Source organism: Cupriavidus sp. 05T41, from assembly GCF_056396525.1.
In genome coordinates, this window is the sequence record NZ_JBFTLQ010000003.1 from 1 (window position 1) to 19,741 (window position 19,741).

The 19,741-nt window shown below is 67.6% G+C and carries 18 protein-coding genes and 1 pseudogene; 7 read left to right on the forward strand and 12 right to left on the reverse strand.

Annotated elements, in window-relative coordinates:
- The 4 genes and pseudogenes from AC1DKV_RS02255 to AC1DKV_RS02270 form a co-directional block, all read left to right on the forward strand.
- The coding region (locus AC1DKV_RS02255; RefSeq protein WP_477137357.1) for a citrate/2-methylcitrate synthase at positions 1-283 on the forward strand (283 nt) is incomplete at its 5' end.
- A gap of 118 nt (positions 284-401) precedes the next feature.
- Positions 402-2,999 (forward strand): Fe/S-dependent 2-methylisocitrate dehydratase AcnD, encoded by a 2,598-nt coding sequence (acnD, locus tag AC1DKV_RS02260; protein ID WP_477137358.1) that lies wholly within the window; start codon positions 402-404, stop codon positions 2,997-2,999.
- Between the two features lie 67 nt (positions 3,000-3,066).
- On the forward strand, positions 3,067-4,257 hold the full coding sequence (gene prpF / locus AC1DKV_RS02265; RefSeq protein ID WP_477137359.1) for a 2-methylaconitate cis-trans isomerase PrpF: 1,191 nt from the start codon (positions 3,067-3,069) through the stop codon (positions 4,255-4,257).
- A gap of 68 nt (positions 4,258-4,325) precedes the next feature.
- Positions 4,326-4,610, forward strand: a pseudogene (locus AC1DKV_RS02270) (asparaginase domain-containing protein); the annotation flags it as partial.
- A 235-nt stretch (positions 4,611-4,845) separates the two neighbouring features.
- On the opposite strand, the gene AC1DKV_RS02275 reads toward AC1DKV_RS02270, so the two are convergent.
- A complete protein-coding gene (locus AC1DKV_RS02275; protein WP_477137360.1) occupies positions 4,846-5,295 on the reverse strand; it encodes a PaaI family thioesterase in 450 nt (149 codons plus the stop codon).
- A 132-nt stretch (positions 5,296-5,427) separates the two neighbouring features.
- Between AC1DKV_RS02275 and AC1DKV_RS02280 the strand changes: the two genes are divergently transcribed.
- The gene (locus AC1DKV_RS02280; protein ID WP_477137361.1) at positions 5,428-6,036 is read left to right on the forward strand and encodes a TetR/AcrR family transcriptional regulator; all 609 of its coding nucleotides are present in this window, start codon (positions 5,428-5,430) and stop codon (positions 6,034-6,036) included.
- Here the strand turns inward: AC1DKV_RS02280 and AC1DKV_RS02285 are convergent.
- Positions 6,033-6,506 carry a PaaI family thioesterase gene (locus AC1DKV_RS02285; RefSeq protein ID WP_441613563.1) on the reverse strand — a complete coding sequence of 158 codons (474 nt, stop codon included), beginning with the start codon at positions 6,504-6,506 and terminating at the stop codon, positions 6,033-6,035. The genes AC1DKV_RS02280 and AC1DKV_RS02285 overlap by 4 nt on opposite strands.
- 286 nt (positions 6,507-6,792) lie before the next feature.
- On the opposite strand from AC1DKV_RS02285, the gene AC1DKV_RS02290 reads away from it, so the two are divergent.
- Positions 6,793-6,978, forward strand: a complete 186-nt coding sequence (locus AC1DKV_RS02290) for a DUF1289 domain-containing protein (RefSeq protein WP_441613579.1) — start codon at positions 6,793-6,795, stop codon at positions 6,976-6,978.
- A 24-nt stretch (positions 6,979-7,002) separates the two neighbouring features.
- On the opposite strand, the gene AC1DKV_RS02295 is transcribed toward AC1DKV_RS02290, so the two are convergent.
- From AC1DKV_RS02295 to AC1DKV_RS02310, 4 genes are all read right to left on the reverse strand, one after another.
- Positions 7,003-7,728 carry an MOSC domain-containing protein gene (locus AC1DKV_RS02295; protein WP_441613562.1) on the reverse strand — a complete coding sequence of 242 codons (726 nt, stop codon included), beginning with the start codon at positions 7,726-7,728 and terminating at the stop codon, positions 7,003-7,005.
- Positions 7,725-8,438, reverse strand: coding sequence for a glutamine amidotransferase (locus tag AC1DKV_RS02300; protein ID WP_477137362.1), 714 nt, complete (start codon positions 8,436-8,438; stop codon positions 7,725-7,727). The genes AC1DKV_RS02295 and AC1DKV_RS02300 overlap by 4 nt, the downstream gene beginning before the upstream one ends.
- Positions 8,439-8,544: 106 nt before the next feature.
- Positions 8,545-11,010, reverse strand: a complete 2,466-nt coding sequence (locus tag AC1DKV_RS02305; RefSeq protein WP_477137363.1) for a penicillin acylase family protein — start codon at positions 11,008-11,010, stop codon at positions 8,545-8,547.
- A 288-nt stretch (positions 11,011-11,298) separates the two neighbouring features.
- On the reverse strand, positions 11,299-12,732 hold the full coding sequence (locus tag AC1DKV_RS02310; protein ID WP_477137364.1) for an aldehyde dehydrogenase family protein: 1,434 nt from the start codon (positions 12,730-12,732) through the stop codon (positions 11,299-11,301).
- 208 nt (positions 12,733-12,940) lie between these two features.
- Between AC1DKV_RS02310 and AC1DKV_RS02315 the strand changes: the two genes are divergently transcribed.
- Positions 12,941-13,549 (forward strand): hypothetical protein, encoded by a 609-nt coding sequence (locus AC1DKV_RS02315; protein ID WP_477137365.1) that lies wholly within the window; start codon positions 12,941-12,943, stop codon positions 13,547-13,549.
- A 123-nt stretch (positions 13,550-13,672) separates the two neighbouring features.
- Here the strand turns inward: AC1DKV_RS02315 and AC1DKV_RS02320 are convergent, their stop codons facing one another.
- The 6 genes from AC1DKV_RS02320 to AC1DKV_RS02345 all read right to left on the reverse strand — a co-directional run bounded on the left by AC1DKV_RS02320 (position 13,673) and on the right by AC1DKV_RS02345 (position 19,693).
- On the reverse strand, positions 13,673-15,295 hold the full coding sequence (locus tag AC1DKV_RS02320; protein ID WP_477137366.1) for an ABC-F family ATPase: 1,623 nt from the start codon (positions 15,293-15,295) through the stop codon (positions 13,673-13,675).
- A 229-nt stretch (positions 15,296-15,524) separates the two neighbouring features.
- Positions 15,525-16,511, reverse strand: a complete 987-nt coding sequence (ldcA, locus tag AC1DKV_RS02325; RefSeq protein ID WP_477137367.1) for a muramoyltetrapeptide carboxypeptidase — start codon at positions 16,509-16,511, stop codon at positions 15,525-15,527.
- Entirely contained in the window at positions 16,508-17,224 is a 717-nt protein-coding gene (gene tadA / locus AC1DKV_RS02330) for a tRNA adenosine(34) deaminase TadA (RefSeq protein ID WP_477137454.1), read from the reverse strand. The genes ldcA and tadA overlap by 4 nt, the downstream gene beginning before the upstream one ends.
- Positions 17,225-17,251: 27 nt before the next feature.
- The gene (locus AC1DKV_RS02335) at positions 17,252-17,728 is read right to left on the reverse strand and encodes a 6-pyruvoyl trahydropterin synthase family protein (RefSeq protein ID WP_477137368.1); all 477 of its coding nucleotides are present in this window, start codon (positions 17,726-17,728) and stop codon (positions 17,252-17,254) included.
- Between the two features lie 77 nt (positions 17,729-17,805).
- Positions 17,806-18,453, reverse strand: a complete 648-nt coding sequence (gene queE / locus AC1DKV_RS02340; RefSeq protein ID WP_441613553.1) for a 7-carboxy-7-deazaguanine synthase — start codon at positions 18,451-18,453, stop codon at positions 17,806-17,808.
- Between the two features lie 334 nt (positions 18,454-18,787).
- Complete coding sequence (locus AC1DKV_RS02345; RefSeq protein ID WP_441613552.1) at positions 18,788-19,693, reverse strand: LysR substrate-binding domain-containing protein; 906 nt, start codon at positions 19,691-19,693, stop codon at positions 18,788-18,790.
- Positions 19,694-19,741: the final 48 nt, after the last annotated feature.

Consider the following 19,741-nt stretch of genomic DNA (forward strand, 5'->3'; position numbering starts at 1 on the left):
CGACGCCGGCTCGATGAAGATGTTCGACATTGCCGATCGCATTGAAGCCACCATGCAGGATGGCAAGAAGATGTTCGCCAACCTGGACTGGTTCAGCGCGGTGAGCTACCACATGATGGGCGTGCCGACCGCCATGTTCACCCCGCTGTTCGTGATCTCGCGTACCTCGGGCTGGGCCGCGCACATCATCGAGCAGCGCATCGACAACAAGATCATCCGCCCGAGCGCGAACTACACTGGACCGGAGAACCTGGAGTTCGTGGCACTCAAGGACCGCAAGTAACAGTCCGCGTCCGGTTTGCTCCCTGGGCCGCCGCCATGCGGCGCCCGCGGGAGCGGGGGCAGCCTGCCGCAACGCACGGCCACTGCCCCGGATCATGATTTTCTCTCTTCCCTACGAAATGAACACTGCAAACCGCAAGCCGCTGCCGGGCACCAAGCTGGACTACTTCGACACGCGCGCCGCGGTCGAGGCGATCCAGCCGGGTGCCTATGACAAATTGCCGTACACGTCGCGCGTGCTGGCCGAGAACCTGGTGCGCCGCTGCGACCCGGCCACGCTGACCGCATCGCTCAAGCAACTGATCGAGCGCAAGCGTGACCTGGATTTCCCCTGGTTCCCGGCGCGCGTGGTTTGCCATGACATCCTCGGCCAGACCGCGCTGGTCGACCTGGCCGGCCTGCGCGACGCCATCACCGCCCAGGGCGGCGACCCGGCGAAGGTCAACCCGGTCGTGCCCGTGCAACTGATCGTCGACCATTCGCTGGCCGTGGAATGTGGCGGCTTCGACCCCGACGCGTTCGCCAAGAACCGTGCCATCGAAGACCGGCGCAACGAAGACCGCTTCGACTTCATCAACTGGACCAAGAAGGCGTTCAAGAACGTCGAGGTGATCCCGCCGGGCAACGGGATCATGCACCAGATCAACCTGGAGCGGATGTCTCCGGTGATCCATTCGGTGGGCGGCGTGGCCTACCCCGACACGCTGGTGGGTACCGACAGCCACACGCCGCACGTCGACGCGCTGGGCGTGATCGCTATCGGCGTGGGCGGCCTGGAGGCCGAGAACGTGATGCTCGGCCGCGCCTCGTGGATGCGGCTGCCGGATATCGTCGGCGTGGAACTGAGCGGCAAGCGCCAGCCCGGCATCACCGCCACCGACATCGTGCTGGCGATGACCGAGTTCCTGCGCAAGGAAAAAGTGGTCGGCGCCTACCTGGAGTTCCGCGGCGAAGGCGCTTCGAGCCTGACGCTCGGCGACCGCGCGACGATCTCCAACATGGCCCCGGAATACGGCGCCACCGCCGCGATGTTCTTCATCKACGAGCAGACCATCGAGTACCTGCGCCTTACCGGCCGCGAGGACGAACAGATCAAGCTCGTCGAAACCTATGCCAGGACTGCCGGCCTGTKGGCGGACACGCTGAAGAACGCCGAATACGAGCGCGTGCTCAAGTTCGACCTCTCCACCGTGGTGCGCAACATGGCCGGCCCGTCCAACCCGCACAAGCGGCTGCCGACCTCCGACCTGGCCGAGCGCGGCATCGCCGGCAAGTGGGAGGAAACGCCCGGCCAGATGCCGGACGGCGCCGTGATCATCGCCGCCATCACCAGTTGCACCAACACCAGCAACCCGCGCAACGTGATCGCCGCCGCCCTGCTGGCGCGCAACGCCAACGCGCGCGGCCTGACCCGCAAGCCRTGGGTGAAGAGTTCGCTGGCGCCGGGTTCGAAGGCCGTGCAGCTATACCTGGAAGAAGCCGGCCTGCTGCCGGATCTGGAACAGCTTGGCTTCGGCATCGTGGCCTTCGCTTGCACGACCTGCAACGGCATGTCCGGCGCGCTCGACCCGGCCATCCAGAAAGAGATCATCGACCGCGACCTGTACGCCACCGCCGTGCTCTCGGGCAACCGCAATTTCGACGGCCGCATCCACCCCTACGCCAAGCAGGCCTTCCTGGCCTCGCCGCCGCTGGTGGTCGCGTACGCCATCGCCGGCACCATCCGCTTCGACATCGAGCAAGACGTGCTGGGCACCGACAAGGACGGCAAGCCGGTCCGGCTCAAGGACATCTKGCCGAGCGACGAGGAAATCGACGCGATCGTGGCCAAGAGCGTGAAGCCCGAGCACTTCCGCAAGGTCTACGAGCCGATGTTCAACTTCGCGGTCGACAGCGGCGAGCAGATCAGCCCGCTGTACGACTGGCGCCCGCAGAGCACCTATATCCGCCGCCCGCCCTACTGGGAAGGCGCGCTGGCAGGCGAGCGCACGCTCCAGGGCCTGCGTCCGCTGGCGGTGCTGGGCGACAACATCACGACCGATCACCTGTCGCCGTCGAACGCCATCATGCTCGACAGCGCCGCCGGCGAGTACCTGGCGAAGATGGGCCTGCCGGAGGAGGACTTCAATTCCTACGCGACCCACCGCGGCGATCACCTCACGGCGCAGCGCGCGACCTTCGCCAACCCCACGCTGATCAACGAGATGGCGGTGGTGGACGGCAAGGTCAAGAAGGGTTCGCTGGCGCGCATCGAGCCGGAAGGCAAGGTGGTGCGCATGTGGGAAGCCATCGAGACCTATATGGACCGCAAGCAGCCGCTGATCATCGTCGCAGGGGCGGACTATGGCCAGGGCTCCTCGCGCGACTGGGCGGCCAAGGGCGTGCGCCTCGCCGGCGTGGAAGTCATCGTGGCCGAAGGCTTCGAGCGCATCCACCGCACCAACCTGATCGGCATGGGCGTGCTGCCGCTGGAGTTCAAGCCGGGCGTGAACCGCCTGACGCTTGGCATCGATGGCACCGAGGCCTACGACGTGATCGGCGAGCGCGAGCCGCGCGCGGACCTCACCCTCGTCATCCACCGCAAGAACGGCGAGCGCGTGGAAGTCCCCGTGACGTGCCGCCTCGACACCGCGGAAGAAGTGTCGATCTACGAGGCGGGCGGCGTGCTGCAGCGCTTCGCGCAGGACTTCCTCGAATCGACGAAAGCCGCGGCCTGACATAAGGCGGCTTGCGTTCCGGGCGGCACGGCGGCGTGCCGCCCGGTTTCACCAGGACACTATTTCCATGGCCCACGTACCCCAGATCAAGATTCCCGCCACCTACATCCGTGKCGGCACCAGCAAGGGCGTGTTCTTCCGCCTGCAGGACCTGCCCGCGGCCGCGCAGGTGCCCGGCGAAGCGCGCGACAAGCTGCTGATGCGCGTGATCGGCAGCCCCGACCCCTACGGCAAGCAGATCGACGGCATGGGCGCGGCAACGTCCAGCACCAGCAAGACCGTCATCATCTCGAAGAGCAGCCGGCCCGGCCACGACGTCGACTATCTGTTCGGCCAGGTCTCGATCGACCAGCCCTTTATCGACTGGAGCGGCAACTGCGGCAACCTGTCCGCCGCCGTCGGGCCGTTCGCCATCAGCGCCGGCMTGGTCGACCCGAGCCGCATCCCGCACAACGGCGTGGCCACCGTGCGCATCTGGCAGGCCAAYATCGGCAAGACCATCRTCGSSCAYGTRCCSRTSACCGAKGGCGCSGTGCAGGAAACYGGCGAYTTCGAACTCGACGGCGTGACSTTCSCCGCCGCCGAAGTCCAGCTCGAGTTCATGGATCCGGCCGCCGAGGAAGAAGGCGCGGGCGGTGCCATGTTCCCCACCGGCAACCTGGTAGACGACCTCGAGGTGCCGGGCGTCGGCACGCTCAAGGCGACCATGATCAATGCCGGCATCCCGACCATCTTCGTCAACGCCGAAGCCATCGGCTACACCGGCACCGAGCTGCAGGAAGCCATCAACGGCGACGCCAAGGCCCTGACCATGTTCGAAACCATCCGCGCCTACGGCGCGATGCGCATGGGCCTGATCAAGAATATCGACGAGGCCGCCAAGCGGCAGCACACGCCGAAGGTGGCCTTTGTCGCCAAGCCGGCCGACTACGTTGCCTCCAGCGGCAAGCGCGTTGCCGCCGGCGACGTCGACCTGCTGGTGCGTGCCTTGTCCATGGGCAAGCTCCATCACGCCATGATGGGCACGGCCGCCGTGGCCATCGGCACCGCCGCGGCGATCCCGGGCACGCTGGTGAACCTGGCTGCCGGCGGCGRCGAACGCAATGCGGTGCGCTTCGGCCATCCTTCGGGCACCTTGCGGGTGGGCGCGCAAGCCAGCCAGGTCGACGGCGAATGGGCCGTGACCAAGGCCATCATGAGCCGCAGCGCGCGCGTGCTGATGGAAGGCTGGGTACGGGTGCCGGGCGACGCGTTCTGAGTAGTGCCACGGCCGGAGCCCTGACTCCGGCCCGATCGTGCTGCAGTCCGCGGCCCGGCCCATGACCCGCGCGGGCCAGCGCGCCGAGCGAAGCCCGCAAGGCCAATATCGTCATCATCGGCACCGGCGGCACCATTGCCGGCGCGGGCGCCGCCGCCACCAATACCGCCGCCTACCAGTCGGCGGTGGTGCCGGTGGACAAGATCATCGCCTCGGYGCCCGAGATCTCGAAGATCGCCAACGTCAAGGGCGAGCAGGTCTTCCAGATCGGCTCGGAGAGCTTCAATAACGAACGGCTGCTCAAGCTTGGCAAGCGCGTCTCGGAGCTGCGCAAGCAGCCGGACGTGGATGGCGCGCGCCCGGTTAGCCGCGCCCCTATGGCTGGAAGCTCGCAACGCGGCTTTCCAGCCGTTTTCCAGCCGTTTTCCCTCCATTCGAGGGGCTGCCCTGCAAGCACGCACGTTGCCGGAGGTAGCGGGCCTGCACCCACCGGCAGCAACGGAGATGGCACCAACGTGGGCAGGCAAAACACTTGGCCGTTAATTGCGTTAACAGCGCGATCAATCCGCCAACGGCGCGGATGAAAGACTATTTCCCGTCGACGCTGCCCACGGGCACCAGGATGGTCTCGCCCGACGCGACCAGCCGCAGCACGCCGTCGCKCTCGGCGAACACATCGGCCCGCGCGAATATCTGCCGCCTGCCCGCCTTGACGACGCTGGCGCGCGCCACGAAGGCCTGCCCCAGCGCCGGCGCCATGCAATTCACCGAATAGTGCGAAGCCAGTACCGGCCCCGCCACGGTGGTGGCAGCGAAACCGCATGCCGTGTCGACCAGCGCGCCGAGCACGCCGGCATGGAGCAAGCMTGCGTATTGCGTGGCCTCTTCGTGCCACGGCATGCGCAGCTCCGCCTCCCCTTTTTCGGCGCGCACCACCTCGAAGCCCAGCCAGCGATTTAGCGCGGCGGTGCGATTGACGTCCTTGAGTGTCGCCAGTGAATACGCGGCCGTGGCCGGGGCTTCCATGTMTGTCGTCATTACCCTTCCCTCCTTGAATCGATCGGTCAGCAGGTGCCTTCGGCCTGGCTTTAATATAGACCAGTCTATATAATTCCAGCCGTATCGCAACCCCTCCGATGCATCAGGACACCCGCATCAGGACACCCGCCAATGCCAGCCCACGCCAAGCACCGCGACAAGATCGTCCGCGCCGCAGCCGTCCTGTTCCGCCAAAACGGCTACGCGGCCAGCGGCACCAATGACATCGTTGCACTGAGCGGCGCGCCCAAGGGATCGCTGTATCACTACTTCCCGCGCGGCAAGGAGCAGATCGCCGAGGAAGTCATCGCCTACGCCGGCGAACTGGTGCGCGCGACGCTTGCGCGGCTATGCGCCGGGCACGATTCGCCAGCGGCGATCGCAAGGGCCTACGGCACGGCCCTGGCGGGCTGGATGGCGGAGTCGGAATACCGCGACGGCTGCCCCATCTCGACCATCCTGCTGGAGCTTGCGCCCGGGGCCGAAGCCGTCGCCCAGGCCGGCAGGGCCGCGTTTGCTTCGTGGGAAAGCGTGCTGGCGGCGGCATTCGCGACACACGGCATCCCGCCCGCGCGCGCAGCCGGGCTGGCAAGCCTGATGGTCTGCTCGTGGTCCGGGGCGCTGATTCTCGCCCGGGCCGCGCGCAGCCGCGAACCGCTCCTGCGCGCGAGCGAKGAACTGGCGTGCCAGCTCGATGCCGCCGTCCGGGATGCGCGACGGCAGGCAGGCCAGCAGCCTTAGAACAGCGTGGTGCTCATCAGGGCCTTGGCCACGAGCTCGCCCTCGTTTGCACCTTCCGCGTAGAGCGACACCTCGGTAACCACCTGCCTGCGCCCGCGGCGGATCACGCTGGCCACAGCGCGCAGGTTGGCCGCCCTTGCCGCTTCGAGATACTGGATATTCAGCGAACCGGTCGCGCCACCGCGCAAGTGCTCGCCATCGCAGCCGGACACAGCCGCCGCCGCACCCGTCACATCGATCAGCGTGGCGATGACGCCGCCGTGGACAATCTCGCCGACCGTGATATTGGCCGGGCTGAACGGCAGCACCAGCTCGACATGGTCCACCGCCAGCACATCCAGGGCGATGCCCAGCGAGCGGGCCACGGGAGAGCCCATCAGGACTTGCTCCACGAACTGGCGGATGCGCGGGTCGACAGGCGCGGCGGCGGTGCCGGCAGCGCTGGACAGCGCGGTGACGAGGATAGACATGGCAGGCTCCTGGTTGGAAGATCGTGCAGCAGGTGCAGCGTAAGCCTGCCGGAGGCAGCGCTCAATTACGTGGCAGGTAATCAGGATCCGTCATCGCCGGCATCCGGCCGCCGGCATTGCGTCGCCGCACGCCGCGCGACCGGGGATCATGCCCGCCGCCGTTTATAATGTGCGGCCATCCGCCCCGCCTCACCGCCGCATGCCGTCAAACCCGCAAGACACCCGCCAGCCAGCATCGCCCGCCGGCTCTCCCGCCGGCTCTCCCGACACCCGCCGCGACGACAATCTGTCCGACCGCCCCGACAGCCCCTGCATCGGCATCTGCTCGACCCTGTTCGACGAAATCTGCCAGGGCTGCGGCCGCACCGCGATGGAAGTCAGCAACTGGGTCTTCCTGGACGACACGGAAAAGCAGGCCGTCTGGGAGCGCATCACGCGCGAGGGCACCGCGCGCCGCTTCTGCCGCAACTGAGCTTTCCTCCTCCTGCCCCCGGGCTCAGCCGCCCGCCAGCCGCCGCTCCATATCCTCGACTTCGCGCCGTTCCAGCCGCTGGCGAGCCAGCTTGCGCCAGCTTTCGGCAAGTGATGGCAGTACCGCCATATCGGCCAGCGCCACCGTATCGAGCCGATCCACGTACAGCACATGCAGCAAGCGATGCAGGCTCCAGCCGGGGCATGGCCGCTCGACCAGCGCAAGGCAGTCCCCGCCCCCCGCGTCACCCTCTTCCAGCACCCGGTAATACCAGCCGGTGCGCAAGCTTTGCTGGACCGCCCGCGCCATGCCAGCGTGGCCGAAACGGTGGTTCAGCTTCCAGCAGGGCTGGCGCGCCTGCGACACTTCGACCAGCGCCGTGCCGAGGCGGTAGCGGTCGCCGATACAGACCTCTTTCTCGGTAAGGCCGGCGCTGCTCAGGTTCTCGCCGAACGCCCCGGGCAGCGACAGCAACCCGGCGGCGGCAGCGGACAGCGGCGCAAGCTCCCGCCGCCAGGCCGCGTAGTGGTCGAAGGCATAGTGGTGGAGCGCTTTTTCGGGGCCGCCGTGATGCCGGGGGTCGCCCTGCCCGTCGCCGGCAAGGCCGAGCCTGGTGACGCGCACCACGCCCGCCGCCGGCCGCTTGTCGATGCCGCTGGGCACGCCCTTGGGCCCGAAGGGCCGCACGGCGCCGAGCAGGACCTCGTCGATGCGGGTGACCAGCGCCGGCGTTGCGGCAAACCCGCTCACAAGCCGGCCTCTCCCAGCCAGCGCCCGAACATGCGGCGCCCCGCCGCAGCCACATCCGCGCCGATCTCCGCCGTACGCGCACGGATCTCGCGCGGATCGATACCCGCCTTGCCGAGCTCGACGGTATGCCCGATCAGCCAGCCTTCCAGCTCCGCCGGACGGGCCTCGGGATGGAACTGCAGCGCCAGGACCTGGCGGCCGATGGCGTAGGCCTGGTGCGGCACCGCGGCCGTGGAGGCCAGCAGTTGCGCGCCGGCGGGCAGGTCGAAGGTATCGCCGTGCCAGTGCAGCACGTTCCAGCCGGCGCTCTCCAGTTMCGCCAGCGCCGAGTMACGCCCGGCCGCGGTAGGCTGGATCGGCGCCCAGCCGATTTCCCGCGTGCCCGGGTAGACCCGCGCGCCGCACGCACGCGCGATCAGCTGCGCGCCCAGGCAGACCCCGATCACCGGCCGCCCGCCTTCGAGCCGCGCGCGGATGATGTCGATTTCGGCATCCAGCCACGGATAGGCCTCGTTCTCGTATACGCCGATCGGGCCGCCGAGCACAACCAGCAGGTCGGCAGGCTGCGCGGCGACCACGCTCAGGTCGTCGATACMCGCGCGCAGCACTTGCAGGGCGTGCCCGCGCTCGCGCAGGGCGTMGCCCAGCACGCCGGCRTCTTCGAATGCGACGTGCTGTATGACATGGGTGGTGAACCTGGCTTGGGTCATGGCGGTCCCGTCTGGACGATGCAAAKCACCGATCTTAATGGCTTGCGGCGCAAGCCGGCAACGGCTCGCGCCATKACATGCCGCGCGCCGCGGCCAGCCGCCCCGCTCAGCGCGCGCCGCCCTCCGGCTTGAGCACCAGCGTATCGAAGACTTCGTTGCCCGGCGCGCGCCGCCCGGGGGCCATGGTGATGTATTGCACCGAGGCCCATTTGTCGGTCCAGTCGCGGTAGTGGGTGGACATCACGTTGCCCGACTGCCCGGTGGAATCCATGAACCGCGATTCGGCCAGGTCGGAGAGATCGTAGATGGCACGCAGGCTGGCCGCATGCACGCTCTCGAACGGCGCCGCTTCGTCGCGCAGGTTGTGGCGCCCCACATTGACCGTGTAGGTGTCGCCGCCGCTCGGCACCTTCACGTTGAACAGGCCCGCCAGGTAGGGATGCTTGCCGAAGGGCTTGTGCTCGGAGCGCGCAGCGTGCGCCATGCCCYATTGCCAGCGCTCGGGCTTGTCTCCGTAGCGCTGGTCCAGATCGGCAATGGCGCGGCGCCATGCCTTGGCGATGGCGTCATCGCAGTCTTCGTGGGCCGGCGTGGTGCTGTCGTCGCACCAGAATGCGCCGAGCCCGCGGGGGTTGCGCAGCACGTTGAGCATGGGCTGCTGCACGTTGCGCTGCTCCMACAGGCGATTGAACACGGCGTCGCCCACCTTGTCCTCGAACAGCACCCGCGACAGCTCGCGCAGCCAGGCCGTCGCCACCAGCGGCTGCGCCAGCCCGGGCTGCATGTCGCCGTCCCACTGGCGCAACGACTCGAGCAGCGCGCGCTCGCGCGCGGGCAGCGCCGGGCCGCCGGCGAAGGGCGCCGCCAGCAGCAGCGGCAAGGCATCGCGCACCGCCAGCGAGAGCGTGTCTTTCTGGATCGCGCCAAAGCTGTCCATGGTGTGCCGTTCGGTCGCGTCCAGCAGGGTGCGGATGCGCTGGTAACGATAGGGCACGGTCCATTCGCTGGTCAGGAAGTACGGGTAATCGTCCTCCACGATCTTGTGGTTGGCCGTGGCGATGACGCCTTCGGGCGGATTGAAGCGGCGCGGCAACTGATCGAAGGGAATGAAGCCATTCCAGTCGTAGCGCGCATCCCAGCCCGGCGCCGGMGCCAGCMCCTTCAGGTCGTTGTCGGCACGGCGCAGCGGCACACGGCCCGGCGCGATGAAGCCGATATTGCCGTCCACGTCCGCGTAGACGATGTTCTGCTGCGGCGAATGGAAATCGCGCAGTGCCGCCAGGAAGCTGTCCCAGCCGGTGGCCCGGTTCAGCGCGAGCCCGGCCTGGAAGGTGCGGTCGTCGGCGCGCAGCGCGGTCCACTGGAAGGCCACCACGAACTGCGCGCCGAGCGGCGCCGCGGCGGCGGAGACGGGTTCGGCCACGTCGGAAATCACCGGCCCGTGGCGCGTCTCGCGCACGCTCAGGGTCACGTCGGGCGCGCCCTTGACGCGGATGGTCTCGCTGCGCACCGTGAAATCGGCCCAGCCGTCCGGCGTCTGGTAGCGCCKGGTGCTGCCGGGCTGGATTCGTTCGATATACAGGTCCTGCACATCGGGCGCGGTATTGGTGAAGCCCCAGGCAATGCGCTGGTTATGCCCCAGCACCACCAGCGGCGTGCCAGGCAGCGTGGCACCGCTGACATCCAGCCCCGGCGCCTGCAGTTGCGCGAAGTACCACAGCGCCGGCGCCTGCAGGCCCAGGTGCGGATCGTTGGCCAGCAGCGGCTTGCCCGAGCGCGTATGGGCGCCCGATACCACCCAGTTGTTCGAGCCCATGCCCTCCACGTAGCCGGGCGGGGCCTGCTGTTCGACGCGCGCCATGGCGGTGGCCAGCGGCGCCAGGTGCCGGTAGAGGTTGCCGTAGTCCATGGTGCGCGGCGCCCGATCGCCCGGATACGGCGCCAGCAGTTCATTGATGCGCGCGACCGGCAACACCTGCGCCAGCCGCATGCGCAGCGTCTCCTGCGTCCAGTTGCCGCCCAGGTCCCACGCCATCATGGTCTGCCAGGCCAGCGTATCGGCCGGCTCCCAGTGTTCGGGCTTCGTGCGCAGCAGCACGAACTCCGGCGGCAGCGGGCCCTTGCGCGTGTCGATATAGGCGTTGACCCCGTCGGCATAGGCTTGCAGCGCGGCGCGCGTCGCGGGCGTGGAGCTGGCCAGGATGGCCTCGGCATTGCGTCGCACGCCGAGCGTGCGCAGGAAGCGGTCGGCATCGAGTGCTTGCGGCCCGATGATCTCGGCCAGGCGCCCCGACACGATGCGCTTGTTCATCTGCAGTTGCCACAAGCGGTCCTGCGCGTGCACGAAGCCGAGCGCGTAGTAGGCGTCCTCTACGTTGGCTGCCTTGATGTGGGGTACATCGTGACGGTCCCTGACGATGGAGACGCGCTCGCGCAGCCCCGGCAGGCTCAGCGTGCCCGCGGTCTGTGGTTGCGACGCCTGCCGGTACCACACGTAGCCGCCGAGCGCGCCGGCCAGCAGCAGCGCCGCCAGCGCCAATACCAGCCAGGCCAGCCGTTTGAACCAGCGCATCGATCCCTCTCCTCCGCGTGACGGCACGCAGCGCCCGCGGTTATTTATGTTTTTGTCCCAGTGCTGCTGTCTCTTGTCTCTTGTCGCCTTGCGCCGCGCCGGCCTTTGCTCGCATGGCGAAGCGGGCCGGCCAGCGGTCGGAACCCCGGCATTATCGCCGAAGCAGGCACCGCCAGGGCAAGCACCCGCGCCCATGAAAAATGCCCGGACCTGCCGGGCATGCTTCCCTGCTGCGGGCAGTGACGCCGGATTGCGCGCCCTGCCCCGCGCCGATCAAGGCCGGGCGCTTCAGGCCGCCGGCTTCCTCAACTGCAGCGACTTGTACTCGAGGAATTCCTCCAGCCCGTACTTGCCGGCTTCGCGCCCGTTGCCGGACTGCTTGTAGCCGCCGAACGGCGCCTGCATGTTGAACGGGCCGCCGTTGATGTCGACCTGGCCCGTGCGGATGCGGCGAGCCACGCGGATGGCGCGCGCTTCGTCGCCCGACCACACCCCGCCGCCCAGCCCGTAGATGCTGTCGTTGGCGATGCGCACGGCGTCTTCCTCCGTGTCGTAGCAGATGATCGACAGCACCGGGCCGAAGATCTCTTCCTGGGCAACGGTGGCCTTGGGGTCGACATTGCCGAGCACGGTCGGCTTGACGAAGAAGCCCTTGTCCAGCCCCGCGGGCGCTTCAGGCCCGCCCGCCACCAGTTCGGCGCCTTCGTTGAGGCCGCGCTGGATATAGCTGTTCACGCGCTCTTTCTGCGTAGCGGAAATCAGCGGGCCCAGGCGGCTGGTTTCCTGCAGCGGGTCGCCCACGGTGAAGGCATCGGCCACCTGCTTGGCGATCGCCTTGACTTCGTCGTAGCGGCCGCGCGGCACCAGCATGCGGGTGTGGGCCGAGCAGGTCTGCCCGGAATTGAGGAAGCAGGCGTTGATGGTGCCCTTCACCGCGGCCGCCATGTCCGCGTCGTCGAGGATCACCGAGGCGGACTTGCCGCCCAGCTCCAGCGCCACGCGCTTKACGCTCTGCGCGCCCAGCTCGGAGACGCGCTTGCCGGCACGCGTGGAGCCGGTAAACGACACCATGTCCACCTCGGCGTGGCTGGCCAGCACTTCGCCCACGACGGGGCCGAAGCCGGTGACCAGGTTGAACACGCCCGGCGGCAGGCCGGCGGCTTCGATCACCTCGGCCAGCACGAAGGCGTTGAGCGGCGCCACTTCGGACGGCTTGAGCACGACGGTGCAGCCGGCCGCCAGTGCCGGCGCCACCTTGAGCGTGATCTGATTGAGCGGATAGTTCCACGGCGTGATGGCCGCCACCACGCCGACCGGCTCACGCACCACCAGCGAATTGCCGACCTCCTCCTCGAAGGCGAAGCTCTCCACCAGCTTGGCAGCCTGCGCCCAGTTGTAGACCKGGCCGCCGACCTGGATCGCGCGGGCCAGCTTGATCGGCATGCCGACTTCACCCGCGATCAGTTGCGCCAGTTCCTCGCTGCGTTCCTTGAGGCCCTCCGCAACCTTGCGGATATATCCCGCGCGCACGCTGGGCGGCGTGGCCGACCAGGCGTCGAAGGCGGCGCGGGCAGCCTGGATGGCATCCTCGGCATCGCGCGCATGCCCTTCGGGGATGCGGCCCATGACGGCTTCGGTGGTGGAATGGATGACGTCGATATGGCCGGTGCCATGAGGCGCGACCCACTTACCGTTGATAAAAAGTTTGTCTCGTTGTTGCATGGCCACAGTTTTCAGTTGGGTGAATAGGCGGGTGCAAATTTTGTTACTTTTATGGTGCTCCACATTGTAGAGCGGTTTGGCGCCTCGGTTTTTTGCGGTGCGCCAGCCGCCCCGCACAACGTGGCGATAATMGGCCGACGACGAGCCGAACCCCGGCACAGCGCGCCGCATGCCGCTGCCGGCGCACAACAAGGGAGAGCAAAGAGACATGACCGACCCGGTGTTCCACAAGACCGAGCAGGGCCAGGACGAGATCCGCACGCGCGCGCGCAGACTCKACCACAAGACGCGCGCCCTGCTGCTGATCGTCAACGGCGAACGCCGGCGCAGCGATCTGCTGGCCCAGACCGGCGGCATGGGCGTGGGCCCCGAGGCCCTCGAAGCCTTGCTCGAAGCCGGCCTGATCGGCACCGGGGACGCCGCGCCGCCGGACGCACCTGCCCGGGACGCCCAGGACCTGCCCGAGCCGGCGACAACCGGCGCAAGCGGCCCCGCCGGCCATGCCGACAGCGTCTTTTCCATCTACGCCAGCCGCGGTGCKGGCGATGGCGGCGATGCGGGCGACAGCAAGGGCACCGGCAGCTACCAGGCGCTTTATCACTTCTATACGGATGTCATCGGACATCATCTCGGCCTGCGCGGCTACATGCTGCAGGTCAAGGTCGAGAAGGCCGCCAGCCCGGCTGAGCTGATGGCGCTGCGCGACACGCTGTACGCGGCCCTGCGCAAGGCCAAGGGCGAGATCACCGCGGCCGCCATCATCGACCAGCTCGACAAGATGACGCGCGACGAGGGACAGGCGCAGGCGCACGCCTGAGCACAGGCACGCGGCGCGGCAGCAGTGCGCACTTCGCAACAGAATGGAAAAGGGCCGCACTGAACTTGGCGGCCCATTTCTTCCTGCGCTTGCCGCCTGGCTGGCGGAGCCGGCGCGACGCGCTTAGCCGTCGATGCCTTGCGACTCCAGGTACTCGTCATACGTACCCAGGTAGTCGGTCAGCGTGCCGTCGGTTCGCACTTCGATCACGCGCGTGGCCAGGCCGCTGACGAACACGCGGTCGTGCGAGACGAAGATCAGGGTGCCGGTGTACTTGTCGAGCGCGATCTGCAGCGATTCGATCGATTCCATGTCCATGTGGTTGGTCGGCTCGTCGAGCGCCATCACATTGTGCCGGCCCAGCATCAGCTTGCCCCAGATCATGCGGCCCTTCTCGCCGCCGGACAGCACCTTGACCGATTTCTTGATGTCGTCGGCCGAGAACAGCAGGCGGCCCATGGTGCCGCGCAGCGACTGGTCGTCGTCGCCGGCCTGGGTCCACTGGCTCATCCAGTCCATCAGGTCGCGGTCGGCCGGGAATTCCTCGTAGGTATCCTGCGGCATGTAGCCGACGTTGGCGTTCTCGGCCCACTTGATCGTGCCGCGATCCACTTCCACGCCGCGCTGCACGCCGTTCTGCACGGCATTGTTCAGCAGGCTGCGCAGGAGCGTGGTCTTGCCGGCGCCGTTCTMGCCGATGATGGCCACGCGCTCGCCGGCCTGGATGGCCATCGACAGGTTGTTGATGATCTTGCGGTCGTAGGTCTTGGTGATGCCGTCCGCTTCCACYGCCAGGTTGTGCAGCTTCTTCTCGAACTCGAAGCGGATGAAGGGGTTCTGGCGCGACGAGGGCTTGATGTCCTCGACCTTGATCTTGTCGATCTGCTTGAGGCGCGAGGTGGCCTGGCGTGCCTTGGACTTGTTGGCCGAGAAGCGGCGCACGAAGTCCTGCAGTTCGCCGATGCGCTCCTTGGCGCGCGCATTTGCCGCCATCTGGCGCTMACGCGCCTGCATGGAGGCTTCCATGTAGTCGTCGTAGTTGCCCGGATAGACCTTGAGCGTGCCGTAGTCCATGTCGGCCATGTGCGTGCACACGGAGTTCAGGAAGTGGCGATCGTGGGAAATGATGATCATGGTGGAGTTGCGCTCGTTGAGCACTTCCTCCAGCCAGCGGATGGTGTTGATGTCCAGGTTGTTGGTCGGCTCATCGAGCAGCAGCACGTCCGGGTTCGAGAACAGCGCCTGCGCCAGCAGCACCCGCAGCTTCCAGCCGGGCGCGACGTTGCTCATGGTGCCCTGGTGCTGGTCGGTGGGAATGCCCACGCCCAGCAACAGCTCGCCCGCACGCGCCTCGGCGGTGTAGCCGTCGTACTCGGCGTACTTGGCCTCCAGCTCGGCGGCCTTCATGTAGTCTTCGTCGGTGGCTTCCGGGTTGGCGTAGATGGCGTCGCGCTCGGCGGCGGCGGCCCACATCTCGGTATGGCCCATCATGACCACGTCCAGCACGCGCATGTCTTCATAGGCGAACTGGTCCTGGCGCAGCTTGCCCAGGCGCACGCCCGGCTCCAGCATGACGTTGCCGCCCGACGGCTCCAGGTCGCCACCGAGGATCTTCATGAAGGTGGACTTGCCGCAGCCGTTCGCGCCGATCAAGCCGTAGCGGTTGCCCTCGCCGAACTTGACCGAGATATTCTCGAACAACGGCTTGGGGCCGAACTGCATGGTGATGTTTGCGGTAGAAAGCACGTCTGGAACCTTGTATGAATGATGGGGCGCGAAACTGGCGCGCGCATGGCGCGCGGCGATGCCGGCGGCAGTGCCCGTGCGGCGATGGCGCCACAAGTGCAGCGGCATGGCATCGGCATGCGGCCCCGGCTTGCGGGCCGATGGCCGGCAAGCACTGGAGCCCGGACAGGAAACCGGGAAATAACCCGTAATTTTACCATCCGCGAGCGCGCTAAAGAAGCGCCAGCCTTCAGATAGGGGCGCAAGCCCCCGCTTTCAACACCGGATAGCCCGAGAGGGACAGCGAAAAACCATCCTCGCGTGCGCTCAACTGCGCCTGGCCGCCTACCGGCAGCGTCAGCTTGCGCTCACAGTGCCCGAATGGCAGGCCGGTCAGCACCGGCACGGACAGGCGCTCCTGCAGGTAGCGCACCACCGCTGGCAGGTCGTAGCCATTGTCGTAGTCGGTCACGCGGTAGTTGGAAAAATCGCCCAGCACGATGGCGCGCTGCGCCCCCAGCACGCCGGCCTGGTCGAGTTGCAGCAGCATGCGCTCGACGCGGTATGGCGGCTCGTTGACGTCTTCCAGGAACAGGATGCCGCCGTCGACGGCCGGCATGAAGCGCGTGCCCAGCAGGCTGCACAGCATGGCCAGGTTGCCGCCCCACAGCGTGCCGGACACGGTGCCGCTGAATGGCTGGCCGCCGGCCTGGGGCGCCTGCACATCGATGGTGTAGGCCGGGTCATGCATCACGCCGAGGAAATGCTGCCACATGAAGGCGTCGACCGGCTCGGCGCCGAAATCGGCCAGCAGCATCGGCCCCGCGAACGTCACGCCGCCGCACGCCGCCAGGTAGGCCAGCTGGAAAGCCGTGAAGTCACTGTGACCCACGATGGGCGTGCACGCGCCGCRCGCCTGCTCCGCGATGCGGGCAAAGTCCACGCGCTCCAGCAAGCGCGCGATGCCATAGCCGCCGCGCACGGCCAGCGTCAGTTCGTGCGGCGTGCCGGTGCCGATGGCATGCAGGTCGGCCAGGCGCTCGTCGTCGGTGCCGCCGAAGCGCAGGTAGCGGCGTGCCAGCACGTCCGGATTGCCGACGTGCAAGCCATGCTGCCTGAGCCAGGCAACAGCACGCGCGGCGATGGCGACGTCGTGGGGATAGCCCGAGGACGCAATCAGGCGGACTTCGGTCGGCGGCGTGGCGAGGTTCGGCATCGGATMGGGGAGCTGGCTCATGCGTCGGGATCGGGGCTTGGAGCGGGGCCGGGAACGGGGCTTAACACGGGGCTGGAGTCCGGGCTGGAATCAGGCTGGCTGGCGCCGCCGGCATTATCCGCCGTCGCGCAGCGGGCGCAGCCAGTGCCCGCGGCCTGCGCCGCCGGCACGCCTTGCTGCTCGGCTTGTTGCTCGGCTTGCTGCGCGGCCTTCTGCGCAGCCTTCTGCGCGCGCCGCCTGGCACCGAAGAAGGCCTTCAGCATGCCCCCGCATTCGTCGGCCAGCACGCCGCCGGCGATGGAGGTCTGGTGATTGAGCTGCGCCTGCTCGAACAGGTTGAGCACGCTGCCCGCGGCGCCTGTCTTGKGGTCCGAGGCGCCGAACACCACGTGGCGGATGCGCGCATGGAGGATGGCGCCGCTGCACATCACGCATGGTTCCAGCGTCACGTACAGCTMGCACTCCGGCATGCGATAGTTGCCGATCACCTGCGCGGCGGCACGCAATGCCTGCATTTCGGCATGCGCGGAGGGATCCACCGAGCGGATCGGCAGGTTGTGGCCGCGCGCGATGACGGCATCGTTCCACACCACCACCGCGCCCACCGGCACTTCGCCGGCAGCCTCGGCCAGGCGCGCTTCCTCCAGCGCCGCCCGCATATAGCGGCGGTCGCGCTCGGCGGCGGGATCGAGGCCTGCTTCGCCTGCCAGGGGCGGCAGGATCGGGGCGTTCATCTCGGCTGGCATGGGCTGGCTGACGCCTCAGTCCTGCGCGGGCAGGCTGAGGGAAGCGCTGACCTCGGCCCAGCAGTTCGGCGTCTCGAACAGCACCAGGCGCGTCAGCTGCAACTGGTGGCCGAAGCAATCCTTGAATACCGGCGAGAGAATGTCGAAGGCGATCTGCGCCAKGTTTTCCACGGTGGGAATGGCGTCCAGCACGACCGTCTTGTGCCCTTCCATGGACTGCAGGAAATTCAGCAGCGCGGTGTCGCCGCGATGAATCAGGAAGGCATGGTCCCACTTGTCGACCAGATGCTCGTTGGCCAGCGCCTTGATGTCGCTGAAATCCAGGATCATGCCCTCGTCCGACGCGCCCGCGCGGCGCAGCACCTCGCCCGAGAGCGTGAGGTCCAGGCGATAGCGATGGCCGTGGATGTTGCGGCACTGGCCGCCATGGTTGGGGATGCGGTGGCCGGAGTCGAATTCCAGACGGCGGGTAATGGAGACTTGCTTGTTCATGGGTGCCGGTGTGTGCKGGTACGGTGATCGGGGCGAATCGGAACGAATCGGGGCGAATCGGGAGCGAAAGGCCGGGACTACCGGATACCTAGCAACTTGTGTGTCTGCAGCGAGAGGCGCCAGCGCGGGCGGCGCTGGCAGAACTCGACCGCGAGCGCCGTATTCTGCCGCGCCAGCGGGCCGTCCATGGCCTGCACCAGGAAATGGCGGAAATCAAGCCGCTCGTATGCGGCGAAATCCTGGCCATCCTGCGGGATGACTACCTTGAGCTCATCGCCGCGCGTGACCACCAGCTCCGCGCCCATCTTGGGGCTGACGCAAACCCAGTCGACCCCCTCCGGCACCGGCAGGGTGCCGTTGGTTTCGATGGCGATCTCGAAGCCGCGCGCGTGCAGCGCTGCGATCAGCGGCGCATCGAGCTGCAGCAATGGCTCGCCGCCAGTGCAAACCACCAGCGGCCGGCCGGCGCCGCCGGCGTCCACGTCCTGCGGCCACTGCGCCGCGACCTTGTCGGCGAGCGCCTCGGCAGTGCGGTACTTGCCGCCTTCGGTGCCGTCGGTGCCGACGAAATCGGTATCGCAGAACTGGCAGACCGCGCTCGCCCGGTCCTCTTCGCGCCCGCTCCATAGATTGCATCCGGAGAAGCGGCAGAACACCGCGGCGCGGCCGGCGTTGGCGCCCTCGCCCTGCAGTGTGTAGAAGATTTCCTTGACGGCGTAAGTCATGCTGGTGGTGAAGCGGTAATGGGTTTTTGTGGGTATGCAGTCATCATGCGCCAGCCATGGGCCGCCGGCATGCGGCATTCATGCGGCATTMATGCGGCATCCATACTGCAAAAAAATGCGACAAGCACGGTGGCGGCAAGACGGTCGGCGGCCGGGCGGACGGATTCCGGCCGGCGGGCGGCGATGCCGCAAAGGCAATCGCGCGCGCGGGGCGGCCGGGAAGCGGGCAAACAGGCGGCCACCCATGATCGATGGCCAGTGGCCAGGGTACTGCGGCTAACTCGCTATTTTCGCACAGGTCGCGAAGTCGCTCCAGCCGCCGCATCGTTCGCGCCTATACCTTGGCCCACTCCGCCGCCCGCAGCCGCGTGCCGACGAAGTCCAGGAAGCACGCGATACGCGCCGATAGCTGCGTGTTGAGGTAATAGACCGCGTTGATCGACTGCCGTTCTTCGATGGTCTCCTTCATCAGCACCTGGACCAGGTCGCCGCGGCGGCGGTCCGCTTCGGTCATGAAATCCGACAGGCACACCAGGCCCTCCCCGGCCAGCGCAAGCTGGCGCAGGGTTTCGCCGCTCGATGCGGCCAGATGCGGCGTGACCTGCACCTCTTCGCCCATGGCGCCGTGCAGCGGCCAGCGGTTGAGCGACTCCGGCTGGTTGAAGCCGATCAGGCTATGCGCGGCAAGGTCCGCCACCGATGCCGGTCGGCCGCGCGCCTTGAGATAGGCCGGGCTGGCCAGCACCCGCACGCGGCTGGTGGCCAGGGGGCGGGCATGCAGGGTGGAGTCGCGCAGCGCGCCGATGCGGATGGCCACGTCGGTGCGGTGCTCCAGCAGGTCGATGATCAGGTCGTTGGTGTTCAGTTCCAGCTCGATTTCCGGGTACTCGCGGCGGAACTCTCCTACCAGCGGCACGATCACGTGCAGCATGAAAGGCGACGCCGCGTTMACCCGCAGCCGGCCCGCCGGGCGCTGGCGGCGTACCGCCATCTGCTCCTCGGCCAGATCCACCGAGGCCAGGATGTTGCGCGCATGGGCCAGCAGCGCCTCGCCCTCCTCGCTCAGCGCCAGCCGCCGCGTGGTCCGGTGCAGCAAGGTGGTGCCGACCTTGTCCTCCAGCCGGCCGAGCGCCCGGCTGATGCCGGAAACGGTCTGCCCCAGTTGCTCGGCCGCGGCCGTGATGGAGCCGCTGTCCACCACGGTGGCGAAGGCCTGCAGTTCTTCGAGTGTGATCTTCATTGTTGAATACTAATCAAATATCTTATCCAGATCACCCTCTTAATCGGC